Source organism: Marinobacter sp. AC-23 (genome assembly GCF_001858325.1).
Taxonomy (GTDB): Bacteria; Pseudomonadota; Gammaproteobacteria; order Pseudomonadales; family Oleiphilaceae; genus Marinobacter.
The window spans coordinates 67,391-90,614 of the sequence record NZ_MBPP01000019.1 but is presented as its reverse complement, the minus strand read 5'-3'; the positions used below and the strand labels follow the sequence as shown (position 1 = coordinate 90,614).

Genomic DNA, 23,224 nt, shown 5'->3' with positions numbered 1-23,224 from the left:
GGTTGCAGCAGGCCCTGCTCAGGGCTCAACGAGGCAGCTACCGGCTAGCCTTGTTGCACCTGAATATTGATGATTTCCGCAGCATTAACGAGTCATTTGGCTATCAGAAAAGTGACCAGCTGATGATCAAGGTTGCGGCTCAGGTTCGGCAGGGGCTGCGGCGCGTGGATTCCTTGATGCGCATTGGCGGTGATGAGCTAGCCATTATCGTTGAAAAAATTGAAGACTCGCTGGATATCACCCAAATCATACGCAAGGTTGTTAACGCTCTTGATGAACCAGTCTTAATTGATGGCCAGAGTGTGGTTGTCAGTGCCAGCCTGGGAGTAGCCACCTATCCGGAGGCCGGAGATAGCCCTGAAAACCTCATGCGTCGGGCCAACCGGGCGATGTTTGAGGCCAAGCGGGATCCAGGCACCAGTTATCGCTTCTACGATCGTCAGCTGCACATTTCCGCCGGCTACCAGCTCAGGTTGGAGGCCGATCTTCGGAATGCGCTCAGAGGTAATGAACTGGAGCTGTATTATCAGCCAAGGATTGATCTGGCTAGCAACGAGGTTCGTGGCGTTGAGTGTCTGTTGCGCTGGAACCACCCGGAGCGTGGACTGGTAGGGCCAGACGAGTTCATACCTGTTGCCGAGCGCAGTGGTTTGATTGTGCCCATCGGTTATTGGGTAATAGAACAAGCCTGTAAGCGCCTGCAGGCGTCGGCCGAGCATGGGTTTCCCGGGCTTGTGTTTGCGGTAAATCTTTCGTTCCGGCAGTTCCACGACCGCAAAATGACCGAAACCATATTTCGTATTATTTTCAACGCTAATGTTGATACCAGCTTGCTTGAGTTGGAGCTGACGGAAAGTGCCATGATGCACGATCCCGAGTATGCACAACGCTGCCTGCGCGAGCTCAACCAGCTGGGTATCAGCTTTGCGCTTGATGATTTCGGTACCGGGTTCTCCTCTCTTAGTCATTTACAGCACTTGCCAATCTCATTGGTAAAAATCGACAAATCATTTGTGCAGGCGCTGGGGCAGTCTGCAGGTGCGGAGCACATTATTCGGGCGATCATTAGCCTGGCTCACAGCCTTCAGATCAGCGTAGTGGCTGAGGGGGTTGAGACCGAAAGCCAGCTGGAGTTTTTGCGACAGCAACACTGTGATGAAATTCAGGCTACTACTATGCCCGGCCCATGCCTTGGGCCGATCTTGTGCAGTTTTTAAACAAGCGTGGCCAGCCCGCTTGCCTGCAACTGTAAGCCGCTGTACCTTTGCTGCTTTATCAGACAAGCATCACAGAGGTTGCATGAACAGTATCTCCAGGCGCATCGCCGATGAACTCGGCGTACGTGAGCAACAGGTTAATGCCACCGTCGCCCTGTTGGACGAAGGCTCCACGGTTCCGTTTATAGCCCGTTACCGCAAAGAGGTAACCGGCTCTTTGGACGACAACCAACTGCGTACACTTGAAGAACGCCTGCGTTATTTAAGAGAACTGGAAGACCGTCGCGGTACCATCCTCAAAAGCATTGAGGAGCAGGGCAAGCTGAGCGACGAATTGCGCGCCAGCATTCAGGAGGCAGAGACCAAGAACCGTCTAGAAGACCTGTACCTCCCCTACAAGCCCAAACGCCGCACCAAAGCCCAGATTGCCCGGGAAGCGGGATTGGAGCCACTCGCTGATGCGTTGTATGGCGACCCTGCTCTGGATCCAGAAGCAACGGCCGAAGGCTATGTCAACGTAGAGGCCGGAGTTGCGGATGCCAAAGCGGCTCTAGATGGTGCCCGTTATATTTTGATGGAGCGTTTCGCTGAAGATGCGGAGCTGCTGGGTGAGTTGCGAGACTTCATCTGGCAGCAAGGGCAATTAAAGGTTGCTGTGATTGATGGCAAGGAAAATGAAGGCGCCAAATTCCGGGATTACTTTGATCACGTAGAGCCGCTGAAGCGAGTGCCATCCCACCGCGCACTGGCTATTCTCCGTGGCCGCAATGAAGGCATACTTTCTTACACTCTGGTTGTGGGTGATGTGGACGATGACCGGCGCCAGCCGCACCCTGCTGAGCAACGTATCGCCGCACGCTGGAGTATCCGTGATAACGGCCGCGCTGCTGATAAGTGGTTGTCAGAGGTGGTGCGCTGGACCTGGCGGGTAAAGCTGTCTACCCAGATTGAAACTGATCTCATGGGGCAGGTGCGCGAAGCCGCTGAAACCGAAGCCATCAATGTATTTGCCGCCAACCTGAAAGACTTGTTGTTGCTTGCACCGGCCGGGCCCCGTGCGACGTTGGGACTGGATCCTGGCCTCCGCACAGGTGTGAAGGTCGCGATTATTGATGACACCGGCCAGGTTGCCGGGCATGGAGCCATCTTCCCCCATGCACCGCAAAAACAGTGGGATCGTTCCATTGAACAGCTTGCGGTTTGGTGCCGGGAGTATCGCATTGAGCTGGTTGCTATCGGCAATGGCACAGCCTCCCGAGAGACAGAAAAGCTGGTGGGGGAGCTCAGTAAGCGTTACCCGGAGCTGAAGCTGGCACGCATTATTGTGAGCGAGTCTGGCGCCTCGATCTACTCTGCCTCCGAGTTTGCATCTAAAGAGCTGCCCGATCTGGACGTGACGATACGTGGTGCGGTCTCCATTGCCCGCCGGTTGCAGGATCCATTGGCGGAGCTGGTGAAGATAGAACCTAAATCCATTGGCGTTGGTCAATACCAGCACGATGTGTCCCAGGTTCAGCTCTCTCGCAGCCTGGATGCCGTTGTTGAGGACTGTGTTAACGGTGTTGGCGTTGATCTGAATACCGCCTCTGCACCCCTTTTGTCCAGAGTGTCAGGCCTGAACCAGACCATCGCGCAGAACATCATTGAGTATCGCAATCAAAACGGCATGTTCCAAAACCGCAAACAACTGTTGAAGGTTGCACGGCTCGGCGCTCGAACCTTTGAGCAGGCCGCTGGTTTTTTGCGTATCGCCAGTGGCGAGAATCCGCTGGACCGGTCGTCTGTGCACCCCGAGGCCTATGGCGTTGTAGAGGCCATCGCAGCAAAGAGTAGCCGCAAAGTTGAAGGCATTGTTGGGGATGCTGCGTTTTTACGTGGTCTGAACCCACAGGATTACGTAACAGATAAGTTCGGTGTGCCAACCATCAAGGATATCCTCTCCGAGCTCGAAAAACCTGGCCGGGATCCGCGCCCGGAATTTCGTTTCGCAAGCTTTGAGGAAGGCGTGGAAACCCTTGGTGATCTTGAGCCGGGAATGGTGCTGGAAGGCTCCGTTACCAACGTGACGAATTTCGGGGCGTTTGTGGACATCGGCGTTCATCAGGATGGCTTGGTGCACATCTCTGCACTCTCCCATACCTTCATAAAAGACCCTCGCGAGGTGGTCAAGGCCGGGGATATTGTGAAGGTTAAGGTGATGGAGGTGGACATTCCCCGCAAACGGATTGCGCTGACCATGCGCATGGATGACCAGCCGGGCGAAAAGGCAGAATCAAAACGCCCTGCTTCCGGGCGCCCAGCTGGCAGCCAGAATGCCGGCGGCCGCAGTGGGCAATCGGCGGGTCAGACTTCCCCCCGCAGCCAAGGCAGAGGCGCTGATCAAGGTGCCGTGGGTGGGGCGTTGGCGCAGGCGTTTGCGTCGGCCCGAAAAGATAAGCGTTAAGCGGTTTCAACTATTTACACCAGCCGGCGAGTGCCCGCAAGGCTCAGCCGACTGCAGCAGGAGTTAACCATGGCCGAATCCCGCCATTCTATGTTTCGCCAGTTCGCTGCCAGCGACTGGAACGGGTTTCTGAAAGGGATAGAAAAAGAAGGTTTGCGTGTTGATCGCAACGGGTTTATCGCGCAGACGCCACACCCTGAGGCTTTGGGGTCGGCGCTTACCCACCCGACCATTACGACAGATTACTCTGAGTCCCTGCTGGAGCTGATTACGCCTGTGTGTAGCAGTACAGCGGAGGTGCTGGAATCCCTGCGCAATACTCACCGCTTTGTTCAGCAGAACCTGGGCGACGAGGTTTTTTGGCCAGCCAGCATGCCCTGTGAACTGAATGGAGATGCCAGCATCCCCATTGCGGAGTATGGCTCGTCCAACACCGGCCGGTTAAAGCATGTTTACCGACAGGGCCTGGCCGTGCGGTATGGCCGCATGATGCAAAGCATCGCCGGCACGCACTATAACCTCTCGCTACCAGACAGCTTCTGGGACAAGTGGCAGCGTGACCTCGGCGACCAGCAAACCATGAAAGATTTCAAATCTGATCAATACTTTTGGCTGGTGCGCAATTTCCGTCGCAGAAGTTGGCTACTTATGTTGCTGTTCGGCGCTTCTCCGGCCCTGGATGCCAGTTTTGTGAACGGTGTGGGTCACGATCTTGGCCGTTTTGATGACAGCAGCTGGTTTGGCAAGCACGCCACCTCTTTGCGTATGGGCGATCTGGGTTATCACAACAACGCGCAGTCTTCGTTGAACATTTGCTTCAACAAGCTCAGCACCTACACTCAAACTCTGGATAGAGCTATCCACACCAACTGGCCTGCCTATGAAGCCCTGGGTACCCGGCGCGATGGCAAGTTTATCCAGATCAATACCAGTGTGCTGCAAATCGAGAACGAGTATTACAGCGCGGTGCGCCCCAAGCGCACGGCCCGAAGCGGGGAGAAGCCGATTCAGGCGCTCGAATCCCGCGGGGTAGAATATATTGAGGTGCGCTGCCTGGATCTGGATCCATTCTCGCCGGTAGGCGTTAATGAGGCTCAGGTCGATTTTCTTGATCTCTTTCTGCTTGATTGTTTGTTGTCAGAATCGCCGCAAATTGATGATGACGAATGCAACATGTTAGACGACAACTTCAAAGACGTTGTCGCCGCAGGTCGCAATCGCGAACTGACCCTGTGTCGCGCCGGTGAGCGTACACCCATAGGTGAGGCAGCTACGGCACTGCTGGATCGGCTGGAACCTCTGGCAGAGGTATTGGACGGCTGGAATGGGGATGACGTGTATTGCAAAGCGTTATCGGCTCAGCGGGGCGTGTTAACGGGTGATCGGCAAGTGCCCTCGGAGCGCGTTATCGATGCCATGCAGGCTTCTGGGTTGGGTCATCGTGATTGGAGTATGGACATGGCGCTCAAGCACCAGAATACGCTCCGAAAGGAAGAGCTGGGGGCGAAGGTGCAGGCAGCATTCGCCGCTGCGAGCAAGGATTCTCTGGCAGAGCAGAGACGGATAGAAGCCTCGGATACCTTGGGATTCAGTGATTTTCTAGAGCAGTATCTGCGCTCCTGAAGGGGCGGGTGCTACCTGTGCAGAGCGTGGTCTATGCCGGTTCGCATCGCGGGCGGGCCTGCTTCACAGAAGCTGAACAAATGTTTGTCACTTTCTGACGCTGGTGCTAACTTCAGATACATCAGTTAAAGGGAGCAGTGGCATGGCAAGGGATATGAAGCTCGGCTGGGATGTTGATGCACTGAACAAGGCCTATCGCCAAGGTTACATGGCAGCCTCGATGAGTATGGATAAAACCCGTTGTCCTTATCGCGGCGAAGTCGTTGTAGCTGCCTGGGAGGCTGGTTGGGCTGATGCAGGTGAGGTTATCCGAGAAGAGTGTGCCCGTGGGGATGATCTGTTCTCTCGGATCGCCTGAAGTCTTTTCGTTCGACACTATTTTTGTACTACGAATTCCGTAAACAACACGCCGGTGATAACTTCGCCGGTTTGCTGCTCGTCCAATACCCCATTTATTCTTGATTTCGCCTCTTCTCGAAGCGCTTTCTGGCCGTCCATGGTGGTCAGCATGTCGGCATCCGTTTGCTCGCCAAACAGCATGACAAGCTCGTGGCGCAACCTTGGCATGTGAGCTTCTACCGCCGGCCGCGTAGTTTGCTTTGAGGCTCTGAGACTGACCGCTGCTTTAAGGTAGGTCAGCTTGCCGCCGGGAACGCCTACATGGGTTACGAACGATGGCTCCATGGCGATATAATCGGTGATTCCCTGCTCTTCTGAGGTTTCTTCTTCAGCTGTGACGGCTTCTTCCGCCCAACCCATGAGGGGTACTGAAAGCAGCAGGAATAGGCCGAATAAAACGAATTTTGGCTGAGGTGTCATAAGCTTGCAGTTAGTCATGGTTTAAGGTTTAGTGATAAAATTCACGGCGGTTCTGCCGGATAAACTGAGAATAGCAGGCCCTGCAGCGCATTTGTGGAAAACTGAGGAAACTTTGTGAAAGCACGAGCAATCTTTGCCTGTATTTTTGTCACCTGCGCCGGGTTGTTGGGCGTGGCGTTTTATATGGAACACGTGATGGGGCTAGAACCTGCCATTGTGCTGGCTTCAGCGTTTCGGCTTTATGGGGGTGGGGCTGGTAAGCCTTGTGGCCGCTTTGCATGGCCCTGGGCAACTGGGGTTGCGTGTATACGGCCTGTTGCTGACGGCAACCGCTGGTGCTGGGCTGGGCATGGCTGGGCGCCAGTTATGGTTGCAGAGTTTGCCGGCGGATCAGGTGCCAGCTTGCGGCCCCTCGGTGGAATATATGCTCGAGGTTCTGCCCATGGCGGAGGTGCTGACCACCGCGCTTAAAGGTACCGGTGACTGTGCCACAGTGGTCTGGCGCTTCCTTGGCTTGAGCATTCCAGGCTGGAGTGCAGTCTTTTTTGTAGTGCTGGTGGCTTTGGGACTCATGATGCTTTTTCACCGCGGAAGAACAAAAAGCTGGATTGCTGGCTGAAACGGTTGCGACTGGTCGCTGGCATGGGGTAACTTGATTCGGACTTAACACATATCAGCGCAGGGCTGAATGACCTGATTATTAAGTGGAGAGCAGGCGTCATGTTGGAAAATTGCCGAAATGCAAGGGAGCGCTGGGGTGGTGTCAGCGAGCTCATTGATCGCTGGCTTTTGGCGCGCCAGGAGCTGCTGGTTCATTACTGCGATTTGTCCGGAGAAAACGATTTCACGCAAACAGAAGCCTTGAAGCAGAAGTTTATAAAGCTCTGTGAGGTATTGATGGATTACGTGTCTACCGGCCATTTTGAAATATATGAGCAGCTGGTGAAGGAAGCCCGTGAGTTCAATGATGGCGGGCTGGAATTGGCAGCCAAGGTTTATCCGCGCATTGAGAAAACGACGGAAGTGGCTCTTAATTTTAATGATCAGCTGGATAGCACAGAGCTGACGGAGCAGGATGTGAGCGCGCTGTTCGAGAAGCTTTCACATCTTGGTGAAAACCTGGAAACTCGTTTCGAAATGGAGGATTTTCTGATTGAACACCTTCATAACGTGCATAGTGACAAGGTGGCGCCAGCCTGACTTTATTCGGCGCGAGGCAGCGCGGGCACTAAAAAGCCTCAGCAGCGGTAGCGCTGGCTGAGGCTTTTTTATGACTTCAGACGGGCTGAAATTACTCGGAAGCAGCGTCTTCTTCGTTTTCGCCAGGGTTGATAGCCAAGAGCTCTACATCAAAAACCAACGTTTCATTGGGGCCAATGGAGCGGTTGCCTCCTGGGCCGTAAGCCAGATCTGAAGGGATGTACAGCTTGTAGCGGGCACCTTCATTCATCAGCTGCAGGCCTTCAGTCCAGCCTGGAATAACTTGGTTCAGGCCAAAGGAGACGGGCTCGCCGCGCTCACGGGAGCTGTCAAAAACCTCTCCAGAAAGCAGCGCTCCGGTGTAGTGCACCTGTACGGTATCGGTTGCACCAGGTTGCTCGCCCTCGCCTTCTTCCAACACTTCGTATTGAAGGCCAGACTCGGTGGTTTGAATACCGTCGCGCTCAGCGTTTTCTGCCAGGAAGGTCTTTCCAGCTTCCATGTTTTTCTGGGCGAGCTCTTCTACCTGTTTGCCTTGCTCCGCCTGAAGCGATTTCTGGTACTCCATCAGCGCCTGCTGGATTTCCTCGCGGCTCATGCGCTTGGTTTCATCATCACCGGCGTGACCGTGCTGAATACCCTGAAGAAATTGATCCATTTGCAGGTTTGGCAGGTCATTATTCATCCGCTCACCCAATACCAGGCCCATGCCGTAGCTGACCTTTTGGTCAGTGGAGTCCAGCTTTGGATCTGCGGGGGTTTCTGACTGGGTAGAACAGCCGGCAACTATGCCGGTCATCGCCAGTACAAGCAGCGTTTTTTTCATTACGTCATCCTTATGGGTTAGTACGGAGTGGGCAATAGCCCATGCATTGTGTTTGCCAGAGGGGAAACGGTAACGGGTTCGAGGCGCAGATTCCACTGAACATCTGTTAAGGCGCTACAGATTTCGCACTTCAGCCGCGAAGCTGCCGTCAGCTTCCATTGCTGCCGGCGTTTGGGCTAAGCATGAAGGGCGCACTGTAGGGTGATTGCCAATCAGATTCAGGCGAGCCTGTTCTGGCAGGCGAGCGGTTCTTCTCCGTCCTTTCAATGGCCAAGGTGTTCCAGCGGCCTTGTTCAGGGGGTTGGTCGGCGTAATGCCAGTTGCCATCGGTATCCTGCCATTTAAATATGATATCAGGGCCTTCCGTTGGAACTGGCGAGGGCACCAATCCCTCAAAGGCCGGGATTTCGGGCTGTGCTTCTTCGGCAACCGGCTCAGATGCCTGGTCAGGATCGTTCAGTCCGAAAAACATCAGCAGCAATAAAAAGCCGAGGGCTGGAAATGAAAGCCGGACGAGCCATTTGATCATCATGGCTGTGTGTATCCCTGTTGAAGGGCGATGAGGGCATCGCCGAGAGTGCTGAGAAGCCGCCGGCTACTCACAGTGTACCGGATACCGGTGCAGCAGTAGCGAGATTGTATCGGATCAGCTTTTCACGTTCGTACATGTTGCTCTGCTCCGAGCTGGATTCTGTTAACGCCCGCCAGGCCAAAGCCAGTTCAATGCGCTCTGCCGCCAGCTCAAGGCTGGCTGTGTTTGTGCGCAAAGCTTCGTATGGAGCCTGCGCTTTTGGCACCGACGTACGAATCGCACGCAGCTGCCGGTTACACGATCTCGCCACTCTGTTACCGTAGCGTCTTCGATTCCGGTGTATGACCTGCCATTCAGTGCAAGCCATCCGGCGCACAAAATGCGTGTTACGCTCCAGCCCTCATTTTGCAGGGCAAGGCAGGTTTGCTGCGCAGATGAGTGCTGCCAAAATGTCAGTGCAAAATACCAAAGCGGATTGTCCGGTTCCAGATTTTCCGGCAACTCCATGGTCTTTAACGATAAATCTGGACTAGCTTTCGAGTTTGGCGTCATGAGCGCTGAACCGTCCCTGACAATTCTACGTTGATTATATGACAACATGTTAACGATAACCGATCTCAGTTTACAACGGGGAGGCGTCTGGTTGTTAGATTCCGTCTCTCTGACGGTGCAATCGGGGCAGCGTGTGGCGATTGTAGGCGCTAATGGTGCCGGAAAATCCAGCCTCTTCCAGTTGCTTCTGGGCCAATTGGCGCCGGAGCAGGGCGGTGTGTCACTTCCCGGCGGCTGCCGCATAGCTCAAATGGCCCAGGAAGTTGCGGCGACTAGTCGCAGTGCCAGAGATTTTGTTCTCGATGGCGATCTCGACCTGCGCCGTCTTGAACAGGCACTGCAGCAGGCCGAAGCTCGGGGTGATGACAATGCCGTTGCTCACATCCATGGAGAGTTGGACATACACGAAGCCTGGTCCGCGGCCCGGCGCGCAGAATCGCTGTTGCGAGGATTGGGGTTTCAGGATGGAGACGCAGATCGCCCCGTGTCGGCATTTTCAGGTGGTTGGCGTATCCGGCTGAACCTTGCTCAGGCATTGATGCGGCCTTCCGATCTCTTGTTACTGGATGAGCCAACTAACCACTTGGATCTCGACGCCTGTCTTTGGTTGGAGAACTGGTTGCGCCGTTACGACGGTACTCTGTTATTTATTTCCCACGATCGGGATTTTATGGACCGGGTGGCTACTCACGTGGTTCATTTCGACCGCCTCAAACTGGAGCTGTACACCGGCAACTATTCTGCGTTTGAAAGTCAGCGTAGTGAGCGGCTCGCGCAACAGCAGGCGGGTTTTGAGCGCCAACAGGCAAGAATTGCCGAAATTCAGCGCTTTATTGATCGCTTCAAGGCGCAAGCCACCAAGGCTCGGCAGGCACAAAGCCGAGTGAAGTCGTTGGAACGGATGGAAAAAATTGCGCCCGCCCATATTGATTCCCCGTTCAGTTTTGAATTCCCGGTCGCAGACAAAGTGTCTAGCCCGCTGTTGTCCATCCGCCATGGCCGGGCAGGGCACGGCGAAACCATTATTCTTGATGGAATAAACCTGAGTCTTCTGCCAGGCAGCCGTATTGGGCTGCTGGGTCCGAACGGTGCGGGTAAATCCACCTTGATGGATGCGTTGTTGGGGCAGGGCGAACACGGCGCGGCAAGCACGCTGATTTCTGGTGAGCGGGCCTGCGGTGAAAATTTGGCTATCGGCTATTTTGCACAGCATCAGCTGGAGTCTCTGGATCTTGATGCCAGTCCTTTTTTGCACCTGCAGCGGTTATCGCCAAAAGCTTCAGAGCAGAGCGTCCGTAACTTTTTGGGCGGCTTTGATTTTCATGGCGATGAGGCCTTAAGCCCATACGTACTTTCTCGGGCGGTGAAAAGGCCCGCGTTGCCCTGGCGGTGATTGCCTGGCAGAAACCCAACCTGCTTCTGTTGGACGAGCCTACAAACCATCTTGATCTGGAAATGCGCCAGGCTTTGACCATGGCGTTGCAGAACTTCGAAGGCGCCATTGTGGTTGTATCACACGACAGGCATTTGCTGCGCAACACGGTGGACGAGTTCTGGCTGGTCAATGATGGCCGTGTTGCTGAATACCAAGGCGACCTTGAGGACTATGAGCGCTGGCTGGCGGATCGCCGCAAGGACGATACCGAGGCGCCAAAACGCCAAGCGACTGGCACTATGAACGCCAGTGACAGCGCAAAGGCCTCAGAACCAGAAGCAGGGGTAGGAGAAAGCGCCGAAGATCGCAAAACACGTAAGCGCGCGGAAGCGGCACTGAGGCAGAAGTTGAGCCCCTTCCGAAAGCGGCAAGTGGCCCTGGAAAAGCAGATGGAATCCCTGAATGAAACCCTGAGCGGTCTGGAGTCTGAGCTTGCCGATCCGGGCTTGTATGGCGACGAATCGAAAAACCGGTTGAAGGATCTACTGGGTAAACAGGCAGAAGCTAAAGCCCGGCTCAACGACGTCGAGGCGGAGTGGCTTGATGTCAGCGAAACGGTAGAGGCGATGGAGGCGGAGCTGGCGGTTTAGTCAGCCGCCCGCAAGCTCAAGTACAAAGTTCTGCTTGGCGAGATAATCCTGCTCGTTCCTTAAATCAGCGAGTGTAAGTGGGCGCTCGTCGAACCAACTTTCGGGGAAGGTCATTAATAGGCCGTTTTCCCGTGGCTCCAGCTTGAAGGCTGGTGGCAGTTCCAGGTTGCGCGAGTGCTGAATCAGTACCGCAAGGCGAACCAATATACAGAGGTGTCGCAGGCGAGGCAGGTCGCCTGGGTCGATGCCCTCAAAAATGGACGAGGAAAACTTGCGCCGGTGGCCTCGCACCAAGACTGCCAGCTCCCGCTGAGACTGCTGTGTGAAGCCTGCCATGTCGGAATAGCGGAGTAGGTAGGCGCCGTGTTTGTGATATTGGCTGTGGGATATGGCAAGACCAATCTCGTGCAGCTGGCAGGCCCAGCGCAGCACCTCCTCATCGGCTACGGTATCCAACCCCCAGGGGGCAGCAATCTGCTCCCACGCGGCGATCGCAGTGGCCTCCACGGCGGCTCCGTGACGTTGCTCTACGTGATACTGGTCTTGTAGCGCCGAGATACTGCGCTCCCGCACATCTTCATGTTGAATCCTGCCGGCAATGCCATACAGCAAGCCTTCTCTGAGAGCGCCGTCGGTAAAGGTCATCTCCTGAATGTTCAGGGACTGGAACGCACCCATAAGAATGGCAAAGCCTGCAGGGAAAATGTTCTGACGATCTGGACGCAAGCCCAGCTCGCCCAATTTTTCCACACTGCCCATGTCCACTAACCGGCGGCGCAATTCTTCCATGGCGCTCCACGTAATCGTGCCATCGGTTATCTTGAGGGTTGTCAGCACGTTGCTTATGGCTTTGATGGAACCAGACGCACCTACGGAACTCTGCCAGCCCACCGAGCGAAACCGCCTGCGAATACTTAACAGCTCCAGCTCGGCATGAGTAATGGCATTATCCATCTGCTTACGGGTAATCCGGCCATCGGCAAAATACCGGTTTCGAAAAGACACGCAGCCCATGTGTAAGCTTTCCAGCTCTTGAGGCTCAAACCGCTCGCCGATAATCAGTTCGGTGCTACCGCCACCTATATCAATCACCAGGCGGCGCCCTGCGTCATCAGACAGGGTGTGAGAAACCCCCAGGTAAATCAGTCGGGCCTCTTCCCGCCCGGCAATGATCTCCACTGGATAACCCAGAACTTCCTCAGCGCGAGCTATAAATTGGCCGGCATTGCGTGCCATTCTCAACGCATTGGTGCCCACGATCTGAACACCTTCTGGGGGCGTGCCGTTCAGCCGTTGGGCAAACCTACGTAAACAGGCCAGACCGCGCTCCTGGGCCTCCTCGGTAAGGTAGTTCTCCGAGTCAAGGCCGTCGCCTAACTGAACCTTTTCGCCCATTTTTTCCATGGTACGGATCTCACCGTGTACAAGCCGGGCCGCAACCATGTGAAAACTGTTTGAGCCCATATCAATGGCTGCCAGCATATCCGGTTGAGAGGGAGCACTATCGGCAGAAAAGGTGGCCGTCACGTTGGTTAGCATCCTGTGGTATGAGGGTGCGCGTACTATAAGCGATAATCCCCGGACCTGTCAGTAGATGTGCGGGTTTGAAGTCAGTGGGAAATCAATCAATTTGTCTGGGGACATAGGATTGTGGATTCAAGCTGGTGGATCTACTGCTTCACATACGCAGGATCAATCGCGTAAAGTAGTCAGCAATGTGATGAGAGTGAAGGACTGCCTACGAACAACGGTAGCCTTAGCAACAGTCAATAGCACGCACGTGCAGGCGCTGGTATAACAGCTGGAAGCTTGTTGTGGTGCATGAATCAGGAAAATGAAATGAGCGGAAATATTGTAAACGTAACGGATGCATCCTTTGAGCAGGACGTACTTCAGTCCGACGTGCCCGTATTGGTAGATTACTGGGCAGAGTGGTGTGGTCCCTGCAAAATGATTGCCCCCGTGCTTGAAGAAATTGCCGATGAATACGATGGCAAACTGAAGGTCTGCAAGCTCAACATCGACGAAAACGAGCAGACACCGCCCAAGTTCAATATTCGTGGCATCCCGACCCTGATGTTGTTCAAAAACGGCAACGTCGACGCCACTAAAGTGGGCGCGTTGTCCAAGTCTCAGCTCGCGGCATTCTTGGACAGCAACCTCTGATTGCATCCTGATTGCCTGAAAACCGCCCCGGGGCCTTGCTCTTGGGCGGTTTTTTCGTTTACGCAACCTCTCGTCTACGCAACCAGGCAGTCCGAACAGTCTCTGAAGCAATCCCGGCCAGAAGCCCGAAAAATGGGTCAGCCCAAACGGTCACCACGGCTGTTATTGTGATAACAGGCCAGCAGGACGGTTTTGCCGTCCACAAGCGCCTGGACAAGGCAAGCTCGGCTGCCGCCACGAACAACAAAGCCCCGAGACCCGCCATCGGAATCGCCGCAATCATTAAAAGACCGCCTGGCACTAAAGCAATCAGGAGCAAACCTGTTCCGATCAGAACAGGCGCCATGCCGGTCCGGGCGCCAAAGCGGTGATGTGCGGCCACACCACCCGCGCCATGGCACATGGGTAACGCGCCGAGGGGAACCAAAAAAAGATTGGCCAGGCCGGTGGACACCGATAACCGAGCGGGCGTGACACGATGTGATTGCTCGCCGAAGTAATCCCCAACCACCAATGCCGTCAGGACGATGGCGTTGGTTAAGGTCAGAGCCAATTGGGGTAAGACCAGCGTGGAAATCCCTTGTTGCCAATCTTCAATACCCGGTAACTCAGGCAATAAAAAAGCAACCGAATCGTCCGCGGGAAGTATCAGCCCCTGGGCGCCCAGAAAAGTACCAAGTGCAACAGAGCCAGCAAGTCCTATCAACGCTGCCGGCCAATGCGGAAACAGCTTCAGGGTAACGCCCAGTAACGCCAGCGTGACGAAGCCCAGAGGCAAGGAAGTGGCCATCAGGCCGAAGCTCATATGGGCCAGCATCAGCCCCAGACCCAACTGAAGGCCGCTTAACACTGATCGAGGTATCAGACGGGCTGCCCCGTTGATCCACCCGGTCAGGCCCAGAATCAACAATATGCCCCCTATCAGAACACCACTGGCGACCAGGCTCTGGGAGCTCACTTGGGTGGTCAGCAACAACGCAGTAACCGCTTTCATGGGCTGCACGGGTACCGGTAGGCGGTAGTACAGCCCCGTTGCGATGTAGAATACGGCAAACCCCAGCAGCACGGGTACCGGGGCCAGACCCGCCAGCCCAACAGCCCCGAGACCCAGCGGAATCAGAGTGCCAAGATCCCCCAAGGCTCCGCTGGCATCTCTCGCCAGGTTTTTGTGCACTGAAGGCATGATTAATCCGCCTGTTTGTTGTTATTGGCGCTGTTCAAGCGTTATAGACGACTTTCCCCAGCTCACTGATATCGTAACCACCGAGCGCTTCGGCGCGCTGTATAAAGCGCTCGCTGCCGGCAAACGCCAGCAAACGTTGCATTGCTGATTCAAAATAATGGCGCCGACGCATCGCCAGGTCAAAGTTCTCCTGTTGCAGGGGAATAAAAGCCAATCCCTGACGCCGCGCCGCAGCCTCGATCCCCACACCGATATCCGCCTCGCCCTGGCGAATAGCCAAAGCCAGATCGTCCTCACTGAGTGATGGGTGAGGAGCCCATGTAATTTGCCTGGCATCAATGCGGTGGCGAGCCAGCAAGCTTTGCAGCAAGTGGCTGACGCCAGCGTCCGGCTGGCGATGCGCGACACGGATACCGGGGCGTGCGATATCCTCAAGCTGCCCGATTTCATGTGGGTTGTCGGCTGCCAGTAGGAGCCCCTGCTGGCGCTTTGCCCAGCGAATCAGCACCAGGTCGCGCATCCCGCTCAAGCCCAGTGTATTGGGATCGTTGTAACTCTGACTTTCAGCATGCCAGATATGCATGCCTGCGAGCATTGCCCGCCCGTCGACCAGCCTTTGTACGCCATCTCCACTTCCCTGACACAACAAAGCCAGCTCAGCGCTGCTCTCCTTTAAAGCCCATTCCAGCAGCGGATCCTGGCTGCCCGCCAAAACTGGAGGAATGGGGGAGCTGACAGCATCGTCACCCTCCAGATGATTCATCAGCCACAAATCAATACGTTGGCGTGGAAACAAGAGCTTCCCCGTCACCCGCATACAGGGAATAACGCCCTGACTGACCAGATCGTAGACCTTGCGTTCTTTCAGGCGCAGGTACTCGGCAGCTTCAGCCGTGGTGAGGTAGGCGGGAAGGGGCATCAATCTCTCCTGCAAGGCGAATAAAGCACAAGACTGTTTTGAGCTGCATATTTTTCAACAGATTGTGCAAAGCGTAGCGATAAACGCCACGATGCTCAATATCAAGGAGTCGCAGCTGTGGAAAATAATGCGTTTTACGTGGCGCTGTCGCTACTGTTAAATCTCGACGCTTCGCTCTTTCAGATCGTGGCGCTGTCACTTCAGGTTTCGCTTCTCGCGGTACTGATTGCGGCGTTGTTGGGTTTCCCTTTGGGTGCGGCGGTTGCGATATGGCGCTTCCCCGGGCGTGGCGGAATGATTGTCGTGCTCAATGCCTGATGGGACTGCCTCCGGTGGTGGCCGGGCTTATGGTGTATTTGCTGCTCTCGCGCGCGGGTCCGCTCGGAGAGTGGGGGCTGCTGTTTACACCAGGTGCCATGATACTTGCGCAGGTAGTGCTGGTATTGCCTATTCTGGCCGCACTTTCGCGGCAGAAGGTAGAGGAGCTTCTGGGTGAATACCGGGAACAGTTTGTTTCACTGGGCATGTCAAGCTCACGCATGATGCCCACTCTGTTGTGGGATGCACGTTTTGCACTGTTAACCGTTCTGCTTGCCGGCTTTGGCCGCGCCAGTGCCGAGGTGGGTGCTGTGATGATGGTAGGCGGCAATATTGAGGGCGTTACGCGGGTAATGACCACTTCTATCGTGCTGGAAACCGGCAAGGGCAACCTGCCTCTTGCACTGGGTCTGGGCATTGTACTACTTACGCTGGTGATGCTGATTAACGCCGGCGCGTATCTGGTGGGTGAATTGACCAGGAGGCGGGTAGGGTGACCTCTTTCCACATCCCACGCCTTGCGTCGTTCATCCTGTCTCCGCCACCTGAGCTGTGCTTTGACGATGTCACCTTCAACCACGAGGACAAGGTGCTGCTGGGGCCTTGCTCATTCACCCTGAAAGGCACCGGTCCCACTCTGGTGATGGGCCCTAACGGAGCAGGCAAGAGTCTTCTGCTGCGATTGTCCCACAAACTGCTTCTCCCGACACAGGGGCAGATAACATGGTCAGGTGAGCTTTGCCCTCGCCAGGCAATGGTGTTCCAGCAACCTGTGCTCTTGCGCCGCTCGGCCGTTGCTAACCTCATCCATGCCTTGGCAGTCAATAACGTGCCGCGCAGAAAACGCGTAAAGCTGGCTCACGATGCACTTGAGCGTTTTGGCCTCACCGCCCGCTGTTATACACCGGCGCGGGTACTTTCTGGCGGTGAACAACAGCGCCTGGCACTGGCGCGGGCCTGGCTGCTTTCGCCGCAGATACTGTTTCTGGACGAACCCACCTCCGCGCTCGACCCGGCGGCGATTAAAGCTGTGGAGGCGGCGGTGCGAGAGTTTCATCAGCAGGGAACCCGCATCGTGATGACCACTCATGATCTGCATCAGGCAAAGCGACTCGCAGGGGATATACTTTTCCTGTCGGGCGGAAAGGTGCGCGAACACACTCCAGCTGAAGTCTTCTTTGACAAGCCCGTCTCGCGAGAAGCGAAGGCGTTTATCGCAGGAGAACTGGTCGAGTAGTTCGGCTTTTCTATTAAAAAGGAGAAAACAAAATGAAGAAGGCGCTAAGTCTGTTATTCGCGGGTGTAGTCAGCATGGGCCTGGCGTTCGGCGCTTGTGCCGAGGACTACATCACCCTGGCATCAACCACATCAACCGAGAATTCGGGGTTATTCGCATCCATATTACCGAAGTTCGAAGACGCCACTGGCATCCAGGTTCGAGTGGTGGCCGTGGGTACCGGCCAGGCATTTGAAATCGCCCGCCGCGGCGACACCGACAGCCTTCTGGTGCACGACACCACCGGCGAAAAGCGTTTTGTCGAGAAAAGCTTTGCCACCGAGCGGGCCGACGTCATGTACAACGACTTCGTGTTGATTGGTCCCGCCGATGATCCTGCCAATATCAGTGAAGCGCTGAGCGCCACTGAAGCCTTCGCGGCGATCGCCGATGCCGAGGCGCCGTTCGCGTCACGCGGCGATGACAGTGGCACCAATCGCGCCGAATTGCGCCTTTGGAAAAATGCGGGCGTTGCCGCAGATGGCGACTGGTATCGAGAACTCGGCAGCGGCATGGGACCAACGCTCAACACTGCCGCTGCAATGGATGCCTATGTGATGTCGGATCGCGCCACCTGGGTGGCCTTTGGAAACCGTCAGAACCTTGCCCTGCTTTTCGAAGGTGACAAGGTGTTGTTCAATCAGTATGGCAGCTTGCTGCTGTCCGAAGAGAAGCATCCGCACCTCAAGCATGATCTGGCCCAGCAGTGGCACAATTGGCTGCTCTCCGAAGATGGCCAGCAGGCGATTGCCGACTTCAAGGTGGACGGACAGCAGCTGTTTTTCCCGAATGCCAAATAGGCTAATCTCTGGCATTATCCGTACATATTCAACTCGGCGCCGTCCATGAGATGGCTATAACAAACATGACGATTGATCCCATACTTCCCGATCCTGAAGACCCTCGCCTGTCCCGCGTAGTTGAGGGCGTTGATGAAAACGGCCAAGGCAAATCAATCAGCGTGATCGAAGAGCGCCCTCTGACCATTTACCTGAACAGTCAGGAAATCGTCACGGCCATGACCATCGGCGATCACCCGGAGTATCTGGCACTTGGTTTTTTGCTGAACCAGGGCATGCTGAAAGAGAGCGATCAGATCACCGGGATCGATTTCGACGAAGAGCTTGAAGTCGCCGTGGTGCGCACGGCGGGCATTACCGATGTCGAGGACAAGCTGGAAAAGAAAACCCGCACGTCGGGCTGTGCTGTGGGCACGGTCTTTGGCGACATGATGGCGGGACTCGAGGGGCTGTCGCTGCCGGACACCCCGGTGCACACCAGCACCTTTTACGATCTCTCCTATCAGATCAACCACACGCCCAGCCTGTATATGGAAACCGGTGCCATTCATGGTACGGCCCTGTGCCAGGGCCGACAGATCTTGGCCTATATGGAAGATGTTGGGCGTCACAACGCAGTCGACAAAATCGCAGGCTGGATGCACCTCAATGGCATTCCGGCGGCCGACAAAGTCCTCTATACCACTGGGCGCCTGACTTCCGAAATGGTCATTAAAACCTCGCTGATGGGGATTCCGACGCTAATCAGCCGGTCAGGCTTTACCGCCTGGGGTGTCGATATTGCCCGTCAGGTCGGGTTGACACTGATCGGACGGATGCGAGGCAAAAAATTCACCTGCCTGAGCGGCCAGCATCGCCTGGTATTCGATCAGGACTTGTCGCAAGTGCCGGATGAAGACAAGAAAGTGCGACGGAAAGGGGCGGAACATGACTGATTGCGCCGTTATTCTGGCCGGTGGTCAGGCGAACCGAATGGGCGGAGGCGACAAGGGACGGTTAGTGCTGGGGGACCAGTCGTTGATCCTGAGAGTTATTGAGCGGATCACACCGCAGGTAGGCGCGCTGGTTTTGAATGCTAACGGGGATCTGAGTCGTTTTGATGATCTGGGGCTGCCCGTGGTCGCCGACTCGATTGGTGATTTTCCGGGCCCGCTGGCTGGTATTCTGGCGGGAATGGACTGGGCTGCCGAACAGGGCCACGAATGGCTAATCAGCGTCGCCGCCGATACCCCGTTTTTTCCCTTGGATCTGGCGGAACGGCTGGCCAAGCACGATACCCCGGTGGTTTTGGCGGCTACGCCGGACCCCGAGCGCGGTCGACTGCCCCAGCCCACCTTTGGCCGTTGGCATGTCGCATTGCGACATGATCTTCGGGCCGCCCTGAACGACGGTGTGCGCAAGATCCGCCAGTGGACGCAGTCCCAGGGCGAAACACTGGTGGTGTTCGACGAAGGCGACTTTTTCAACATCAATACGCCAGACGATCTGGCCTGGGCGGAGCAGCATCTTAAGTGAATGTTATAGGCATCGTGGGCTGGAAGAATTCGGGAAAAACGACGCTGGCCAGTGCGGTGATTCGCGAGTTATCCAGTAGAGGGTTTACGGTCAACTCAATCAAGCATGCCCATCACATGGTGGATGTGGATCAGCCCGGAACCGACAGCTACAAACACCGTGATGCCGGCGCTCGTGAGGTCATACTGGCGGGCGGTCAGCGTTTCGCCATCATGCATGAACTCCGGGGAGCCAAAGAGCCGACGCTGGATGCACTGCTGGCCCGGCTAGGCCCCTGTGACTGGGTAGTGGTGGAGGGTTTCAAGACACACTCGCACCCCAAAATCGAGGTGCACCGACGGGAAGGTTCGCGTTCGCCTCTCTATAAAGAAGACGCCAACATTGTGGCTGTGGCCGCGGACTACGCTGCGGAGTTCTCGGGCCCCGTTCTCGACGTAAACGATGTACCCGCCATTGCAGACTTCATTCTGAACCGTGAAAAATCATCGTCGGTGCTCTCGAATACCAAACTATCGGAAACGAAAAAGCTATGAGTAAGCTCCGTAACGACTGTTTTGCACTGCCCCCCGGAGTTAACTGGACGCCGGTCGAGGAAGCGCTGGAGCGGTTGCGCTCACGCTTACACCCTGTCACAGATGTGCAGCGCTCCGTTCCGCTGGCCCAGGTCAATGGCCGCATCCTTGTAAGCGACGTCTATGCGCCGCGAGCCCATCCCCCAAGTAATAATTCCGCGGTCGATGGCTATGCCTTTGCCGGACCTCTAACGGACGTGCCCAGCATACTGCCTCTGGTGGATGGCCGCAGTGCCGCCGGGGAACCTCATATGGGGCGGGTGCCCGAAGGCCATGCCATACGGATTCTGACCGGCGCGGTCATTCCCGTGGGCACGGACACGGTAGTCCTGGAGGAAGACTGCGAAATCACGGATGGCCAGCTGCACCTGAACGGCACGTTAAAAGCCGGCGCCAATGCCCGCAAAGCCGGTGAGGACATCAAGGCGCAGGACCGGATCCTCACTGCGGGAACCCGGCTGAGCCCGACCCAGGTTGCAGTGCTCGCCAGTGTGGGGGTCGAGTCAGTTGACGTGTATCAGCGGCTGCGGGTCGGGGTTCTTTCTACCGGTGATGAGGTAAAGCCGGTCGGTGCACCGGTTACCGATTGGCAGATCTACGACGCCAACCGCCCGATGCTGGGCGCCCTGGTCGCGCAGCTTGGCTATGAATTGATTGATCTTGGTCATGTGCTTGACCGGGCAGAAGACGTCAAAGTGGCCTTGGAGCGCGGCGCTGTGCAGTGCGATCTGATCCTGACCAGTGGTGGTATTTCTGCCGGTGACGAGGATCATGTGTCGAAAATGCTAAAAGCTCACGGTGAAATCAGCAACTGGCGCATCGCGATCAAGCCGGGCCGGCCCCTGGCGCTCGCCATGTTCCAGGGGACGCCCGTGGTGGGTTTGCCAGGAAATCCGGTCGCCGCCTGGGTCTGCGCGTTGCGGTTTGGCGCTCCGGCGATGGCGTTGCTGGCAGGGAGTGAATGGTTCGAACCCCAAGGCTATGTCATGCCCGCTAATTTTTCGAAGAACAAGAAGCCGGGCCGTAGTGAAATGCTGAGGGCCCGGGTCCGTAATGGACAGGTTGAGGTATTCGGCTCTGAAGGCTCGGGGCGGGTGACCGGCCTGGCCTGGTCTGATGGCCTGGTGGAGCTTGATGAGAGCGCCCTGCAAATCGAGCCCGGAACCCCTGTACGGTTTATTCCCTACGGCAGCTTCGGGTTGTAATCAGTCAACGCTGCCATGGACCGCAAATGCCTCGAGTGAGGCATCCTGAGGCGCCTGGGAGCGATAGGTTTCCTCAACGCCGAGCTCGGTCATTGTACGGCTGATCATTAGCAATGTGTTGTCCTCGAAGTCCTCACACATGCTGTGCATCTGGTTGATCTCTTCGCAGGCGACCGGATAGGCTGCTTCGAGATCCGGCGCGCCATAATGGTCGACAAACGTTTGAGCGAGGATTGTACGCAACTGCTCCAATTCCGCGTTGGTGATATTGCATACGCCAACGAAACTGGCACGACCGCCAGACTCAATGCTATACCAGCCATTACTGAACGCCTGGCGGGCTTTCCCCCTCAGGTTCGCTTCGGTCCAGTTGGAAAACTCGAAGCCGCCGGGGATCGCCCATTCGCCGCTGGGCGCAGGCTTCTCAAATACATTTTCGTCCGATATATCCAGTTGCAGGGTTCGGGCCAGCTTCATACGTGCTCCGCGAATTCAATCAAGCTCAATGTCTCGGTCATGGCATCCTGACGCAACAGCATCCGGCCTTTTTCATCCAGGCCAACAAAGATGCCCTGCCGGGGCCGTTCGACGGTCTTGCCCAGAGTATCGCAGCGTGGCCGCCATTCTTTGTGCACGCGCTCAAAGCCACTGTCCATAAAATAGGTCAGCCATAACAATGTGTGCTTGGACCAGCTCTCCAACAAGGCCATGGGCGTAATACCCATGCAGCCTTCCTCGTACAGGCAGGTTTCATTCGGATTTTCTCCAGGCTCGTTGGCTTCCTGGCTGAAAGGCACAGTGATGCCGATGACCAGCCAGTTTGGATGAGCCTTGGGATCCGAAACATCCGCCGCGAATCGAACGCCACCGCAGATAGCACCATTGACCTTGATTCGATCAGGCCATTGAAAGTGCACGGGTACTTCGGGTGGAGCCAGGGCGCCCAGACTCTCGGCAAGGCCTATCTGGGCAACGTAGACCGCTTGAACGGCATCTTCCAGAGGCGTTTCCGGCGCCAGCACCAGAGCTGCGCGCAAGGTGTCGCCCGCTTCGGAGTAGAACACCGTGCCTGAATCAACACCTGCGATGGCCCGGCTGACAGCTTTGTTAAAAGGGTCGGTATGCCTCGGCACCACTTCTCCGGTCAGTAACGGCGGGAACTGGGGTGACTCGATCATTGGATCGCCCGGGCGTACAAGTCGGAGGCAACAATTTCATTGGCGATGCGTTGGAAAGACTGTGCCTGAGGGCTATCCGGTTTTGATACCACTATCGGGACGCCACCGTCCGAACCGATTCGGATATCGAGATCCAGCGGAATCTCGCCAAGGAAAGGGGCACCAAGCTTTTCAGCCTCCGCCCGCGCGCCGCCGTGTCCGAATGGATGGTGCTCTTTACCGCAACCATCGCAGACAAAGGAAGCCATGTTTTCGATCAAACCAAATAGCGGCACGTCCATTCGCTTGAACATATCAATGCCTTTGCGGGCGTCCATCAACGCTATGTCCTGAGGCGTTGAGACCACAACCGCTCCGGCAACGAAAAACTTCTGACTCAGGGTCATCTGTACATCGCCGGTGCCCGGCGGCAGATCCACCAGCAGCACATCGAGCCGCCCCCACTCCACCTGGTTCATCATCTGTTGCAGAGCGCCCATCAACATGGGCCCGCGCCAGACAATGGCTTCATCTTCCGGCGCCATCAGCCCCAGGGACATTAGCGTAACCCCGTGGTTTCTCAGCGGCAGGATGGTACTTCCATCCGGGCTGGAAGGGCGACCGGAAACACCTAGCATGCGGGGCTGGCTGGGGCCGTAGACGTCGGCGTCCAGCAGACCAACCTTGAGACCTTTCGAGGCCAGTGCAACGGCCAGATTGGATGACACCGTGGATTTGCCAACGCCACCCTTGCCAGAAGCAATGGCGATGATCCGATCAACACCTCTGGGGTTTTTGTCCTGAGGACGGGGGGCATCGGTTCCGATCAGGTTCGGTTTTTTACCAACTTCGGTATACTCAACCATGGTTTGTCCT

At 56.1% G+C, this 23,224-nt stretch carries 23 protein-coding genes and 3 pseudogenes; 16 read left to right on the top strand and 10 right to left on the bottom strand.

What is annotated here, in order from left to right; translation table 11 throughout:
* The 4 genes and pseudogenes from BCA33_RS07710 to BCA33_RS07695 all read left to right on the top strand — a co-directional run.
* Positions 1-1,252 (top strand): annotated as a pseudogene (locus BCA33_RS07710) (putative bifunctional diguanylate cyclase/phosphodiesterase); the annotation flags it as partial.
* Between the two features lie 47 nt (positions 1,253-1,299).
* Positions 1,300-3,660 carry a Tex family protein gene (locus BCA33_RS07705; protein ID WP_071264739.1) on the top strand — a complete coding sequence of 787 codons (2,361 nt, stop codon included), beginning with the start codon at positions 1,300-1,302 and terminating at the stop codon, positions 3,658-3,660.
* Positions 3,661-3,729: 69 nt separating this feature from the next.
* Entirely contained in the window at positions 3,730-5,283 is a 1,554-nt protein-coding gene (gene gshA, locus BCA33_RS07700; protein WP_071264737.1) for a glutamate--cysteine ligase, read from the top strand.
* A gap of 142 nt (positions 5,284-5,425) precedes the next feature.
* Positions 5,426-5,641: a hypothetical protein gene (locus BCA33_RS07695; RefSeq protein ID WP_071264735.1), complete on the top strand. Its 216-nt coding sequence runs from the start codon at positions 5,426-5,428 to the stop codon at positions 5,639-5,641.
* A 17-nt stretch (positions 5,642-5,658) separates the two neighbouring features.
* Here BCA33_RS07695 and fliL read toward each other — a convergent pair whose 3' ends face one another.
* Positions 5,659-6,102 (bottom strand): flagellar basal body-associated protein FliL, encoded by a 444-nt coding sequence (gene fliL, locus BCA33_RS07690; RefSeq protein ID WP_071264733.1) that lies wholly within the window; start codon positions 6,100-6,102, stop codon positions 5,659-5,661.
* A 114-nt stretch (positions 6,103-6,216) separates the two neighbouring features.
* On the opposite strand from fliL, the pseudogene BCA33_RS07685 reads away from it, so the two are divergent.
* Together BCA33_RS07685 and BCA33_RS07680 are read left to right on the top strand one after the other, a co-directional pair.
* Positions 6,217-6,721 (top strand): annotated as a pseudogene (locus BCA33_RS07685) (disulfide bond formation protein B).
* 101 nt (positions 6,722-6,822) lie between these two features.
* Entirely contained in the window at positions 6,823-7,302 is a 480-nt protein-coding gene (locus BCA33_RS07680; RefSeq protein ID WP_071264731.1) for an Rsd/AlgQ family anti-sigma factor, read from the top strand.
* A 91-nt stretch (positions 7,303-7,393) separates the two neighbouring features.
* Here the strand turns inward: BCA33_RS07680 and BCA33_RS07675 are convergent, their stop codons facing one another.
* The 3 genes from BCA33_RS07675 to BCA33_RS21545 all read right to left on the bottom strand — a co-directional run bounded on the left by BCA33_RS07675 (position 7,394) and on the right by BCA33_RS21545 (position 9,167).
* Complete coding sequence (locus BCA33_RS07675) at positions 7,394-8,128, bottom strand: FKBP-type peptidyl-prolyl cis-trans isomerase (protein WP_071264729.1); 735 nt, start codon at positions 8,126-8,128, stop codon at positions 7,394-7,396.
* A 148-nt stretch (positions 8,129-8,276) separates the two neighbouring features.
* Positions 8,277-8,660, bottom strand: a complete 384-nt coding sequence (locus tag BCA33_RS07670; RefSeq protein WP_071264727.1) for a DUF4124 domain-containing protein — start codon at positions 8,658-8,660, stop codon at positions 8,277-8,279.
* A 162-nt stretch (positions 8,661-8,822) separates the two neighbouring features.
* The gene (locus tag BCA33_RS21545) at positions 8,823-9,167 is read right to left on the bottom strand and encodes a DUF2390 domain-containing protein (RefSeq protein WP_254774258.1); all 345 of its coding nucleotides are present in this window, start codon (positions 9,165-9,167) and stop codon (positions 8,823-8,825) included.
* A 91-nt stretch (positions 9,168-9,258) separates the two neighbouring features.
* On the opposite strand from BCA33_RS21545, the pseudogene BCA33_RS07660 reads away from it, so the two are divergent.
* Positions 9,259-11,237 (top strand): annotated as a pseudogene (locus BCA33_RS07660) (ATP-binding cassette domain-containing protein).
* Here the strand turns inward: BCA33_RS07660 and BCA33_RS07655 are convergent.
* Positions 11,238-12,764, bottom strand: coding sequence for a Ppx/GppA phosphatase family protein (locus tag BCA33_RS07655; RefSeq protein WP_071264724.1), 1,527 nt, complete (start codon positions 12,762-12,764; stop codon positions 11,238-11,240).
* Between the two features lie 312 nt (positions 12,765-13,076).
* Between BCA33_RS07655 and trxA the strand changes: the two genes are divergently transcribed.
* Positions 13,077-13,403 carry a thioredoxin TrxA gene (trxA, locus tag BCA33_RS07650; protein ID WP_008169901.1) on the top strand — a complete coding sequence of 109 codons (327 nt, stop codon included), beginning with the start codon at positions 13,077-13,079 and terminating at the stop codon, positions 13,401-13,403.
* 58 nt (positions 13,404-13,461) lie between these two features.
* Here trxA and BCA33_RS07645 read toward each other — a convergent pair whose 3' ends face one another.
* Complete coding sequence (locus tag BCA33_RS07645; protein WP_071264722.1) at positions 13,462-14,586, bottom strand: putative sulfate/molybdate transporter; 1,125 nt, start codon at positions 14,584-14,586, stop codon at positions 13,462-13,464.
* A 34-nt stretch (positions 14,587-14,620) separates the two neighbouring features.
* Positions 14,621-15,505: a helix-turn-helix transcriptional regulator gene (locus BCA33_RS07640; RefSeq protein WP_071264720.1), complete on the bottom strand. Its 885-nt coding sequence runs from the start codon at positions 15,503-15,505 to the stop codon at positions 14,621-14,623.
* A gap of 117 nt (positions 15,506-15,622) precedes the next feature.
* Here BCA33_RS07640 and BCA33_RS21540 point away from each other — a divergent pair, with 117 nt between their 5' ends.
* From BCA33_RS21540 to BCA33_RS07605, 8 genes are read left to right on the top strand one after another with little or no spacing between them, the layout of a single operon-like run.
* Positions 15,623-15,823, top strand: a complete 201-nt coding sequence (locus BCA33_RS21540) for a hypothetical protein (RefSeq protein WP_254774253.1) — start codon at positions 15,623-15,625, stop codon at positions 15,821-15,823.
* Positions 15,823-16,320 (top strand): ABC transporter permease, encoded by a 498-nt coding sequence (locus tag BCA33_RS07635; RefSeq protein WP_254774252.1) that lies wholly within the window; start codon positions 15,823-15,825, stop codon positions 16,318-16,320. Before BCA33_RS21540 ends, BCA33_RS07635 begins: the two co-directional genes overlap by 1 nt.
* Positions 16,317-17,060 (top strand): ATP-binding cassette domain-containing protein, encoded by a 744-nt coding sequence (locus BCA33_RS07630; RefSeq protein WP_071264718.1) that lies wholly within the window; start codon positions 16,317-16,319, stop codon positions 17,058-17,060. The genes BCA33_RS07635 and BCA33_RS07630 overlap by 4 nt, the downstream gene beginning before the upstream one ends.
* Before the next feature lie 32 nt (positions 17,061-17,092).
* Positions 17,093-17,899: a substrate-binding domain-containing protein gene (locus tag BCA33_RS07625; protein WP_071264717.1), complete on the top strand. Its 807-nt coding sequence runs from the start codon at positions 17,093-17,095 to the stop codon at positions 17,897-17,899.
* A 50-nt stretch (positions 17,900-17,949) separates the two neighbouring features.
* On the top strand, positions 17,950-18,834 hold the full coding sequence (locus BCA33_RS07620) for a formate dehydrogenase accessory sulfurtransferase FdhD (protein ID WP_254774251.1): 885 nt from the start codon (positions 17,950-17,952) through the stop codon (positions 18,832-18,834).
* The gene (mobA, locus tag BCA33_RS07615) at positions 18,827-19,414 is read left to right on the top strand and encodes a molybdenum cofactor guanylyltransferase MobA (protein ID WP_071264713.1); all 588 of its coding nucleotides are present in this window, start codon (positions 18,827-18,829) and stop codon (positions 19,412-19,414) included. The genes BCA33_RS07620 and mobA overlap by 8 nt, the downstream gene beginning before the upstream one ends.
* Entirely contained in the window at positions 19,411-19,947 is a 537-nt protein-coding gene (gene mobB, locus BCA33_RS07610) for a molybdopterin-guanine dinucleotide biosynthesis protein B (RefSeq protein ID WP_071264711.1), read from the top strand. The genes mobA and mobB overlap by 4 nt, the downstream gene beginning before the upstream one ends.
* Entirely contained in the window at positions 19,944-21,191 is a 1,248-nt protein-coding gene (locus tag BCA33_RS07605) for a molybdopterin-binding protein (protein ID WP_071264709.1), read from the top strand. Before mobB ends, BCA33_RS07605 begins: the two co-directional genes overlap by 4 nt.
* Here BCA33_RS07605 and BCA33_RS07600 read toward each other — a convergent pair whose 3' ends face one another.
* From BCA33_RS07600 to BCA33_RS07590, 3 genes are read right to left on the bottom strand one after another with little or no spacing between them, the layout of a single operon-like run.
* Positions 21,192-21,668, bottom strand: a complete 477-nt coding sequence (locus tag BCA33_RS07600; RefSeq protein ID WP_071264707.1) for a DUF6505 family protein — start codon at positions 21,666-21,668, stop codon at positions 21,192-21,194.
* On the bottom strand, positions 21,665-22,369 hold the full coding sequence (locus BCA33_RS07595; RefSeq protein WP_071264705.1) for a biotin/lipoate--protein ligase family protein: 705 nt from the start codon (positions 22,367-22,369) through the stop codon (positions 21,665-21,667). Before BCA33_RS07595 ends, BCA33_RS07600 begins: the two co-directional genes overlap by 4 nt.
* The gene (locus tag BCA33_RS07590; RefSeq protein ID WP_083394672.1) at positions 22,366-23,214 is read right to left on the bottom strand and encodes an Mrp/NBP35 family ATP-binding protein; all 849 of its coding nucleotides are present in this window, start codon (positions 23,212-23,214) and stop codon (positions 22,366-22,368) included. The genes BCA33_RS07595 and BCA33_RS07590 overlap by 4 nt, the downstream gene beginning before the upstream one ends.
* Positions 23,215-23,224 lie beyond the last annotated feature (10 nt).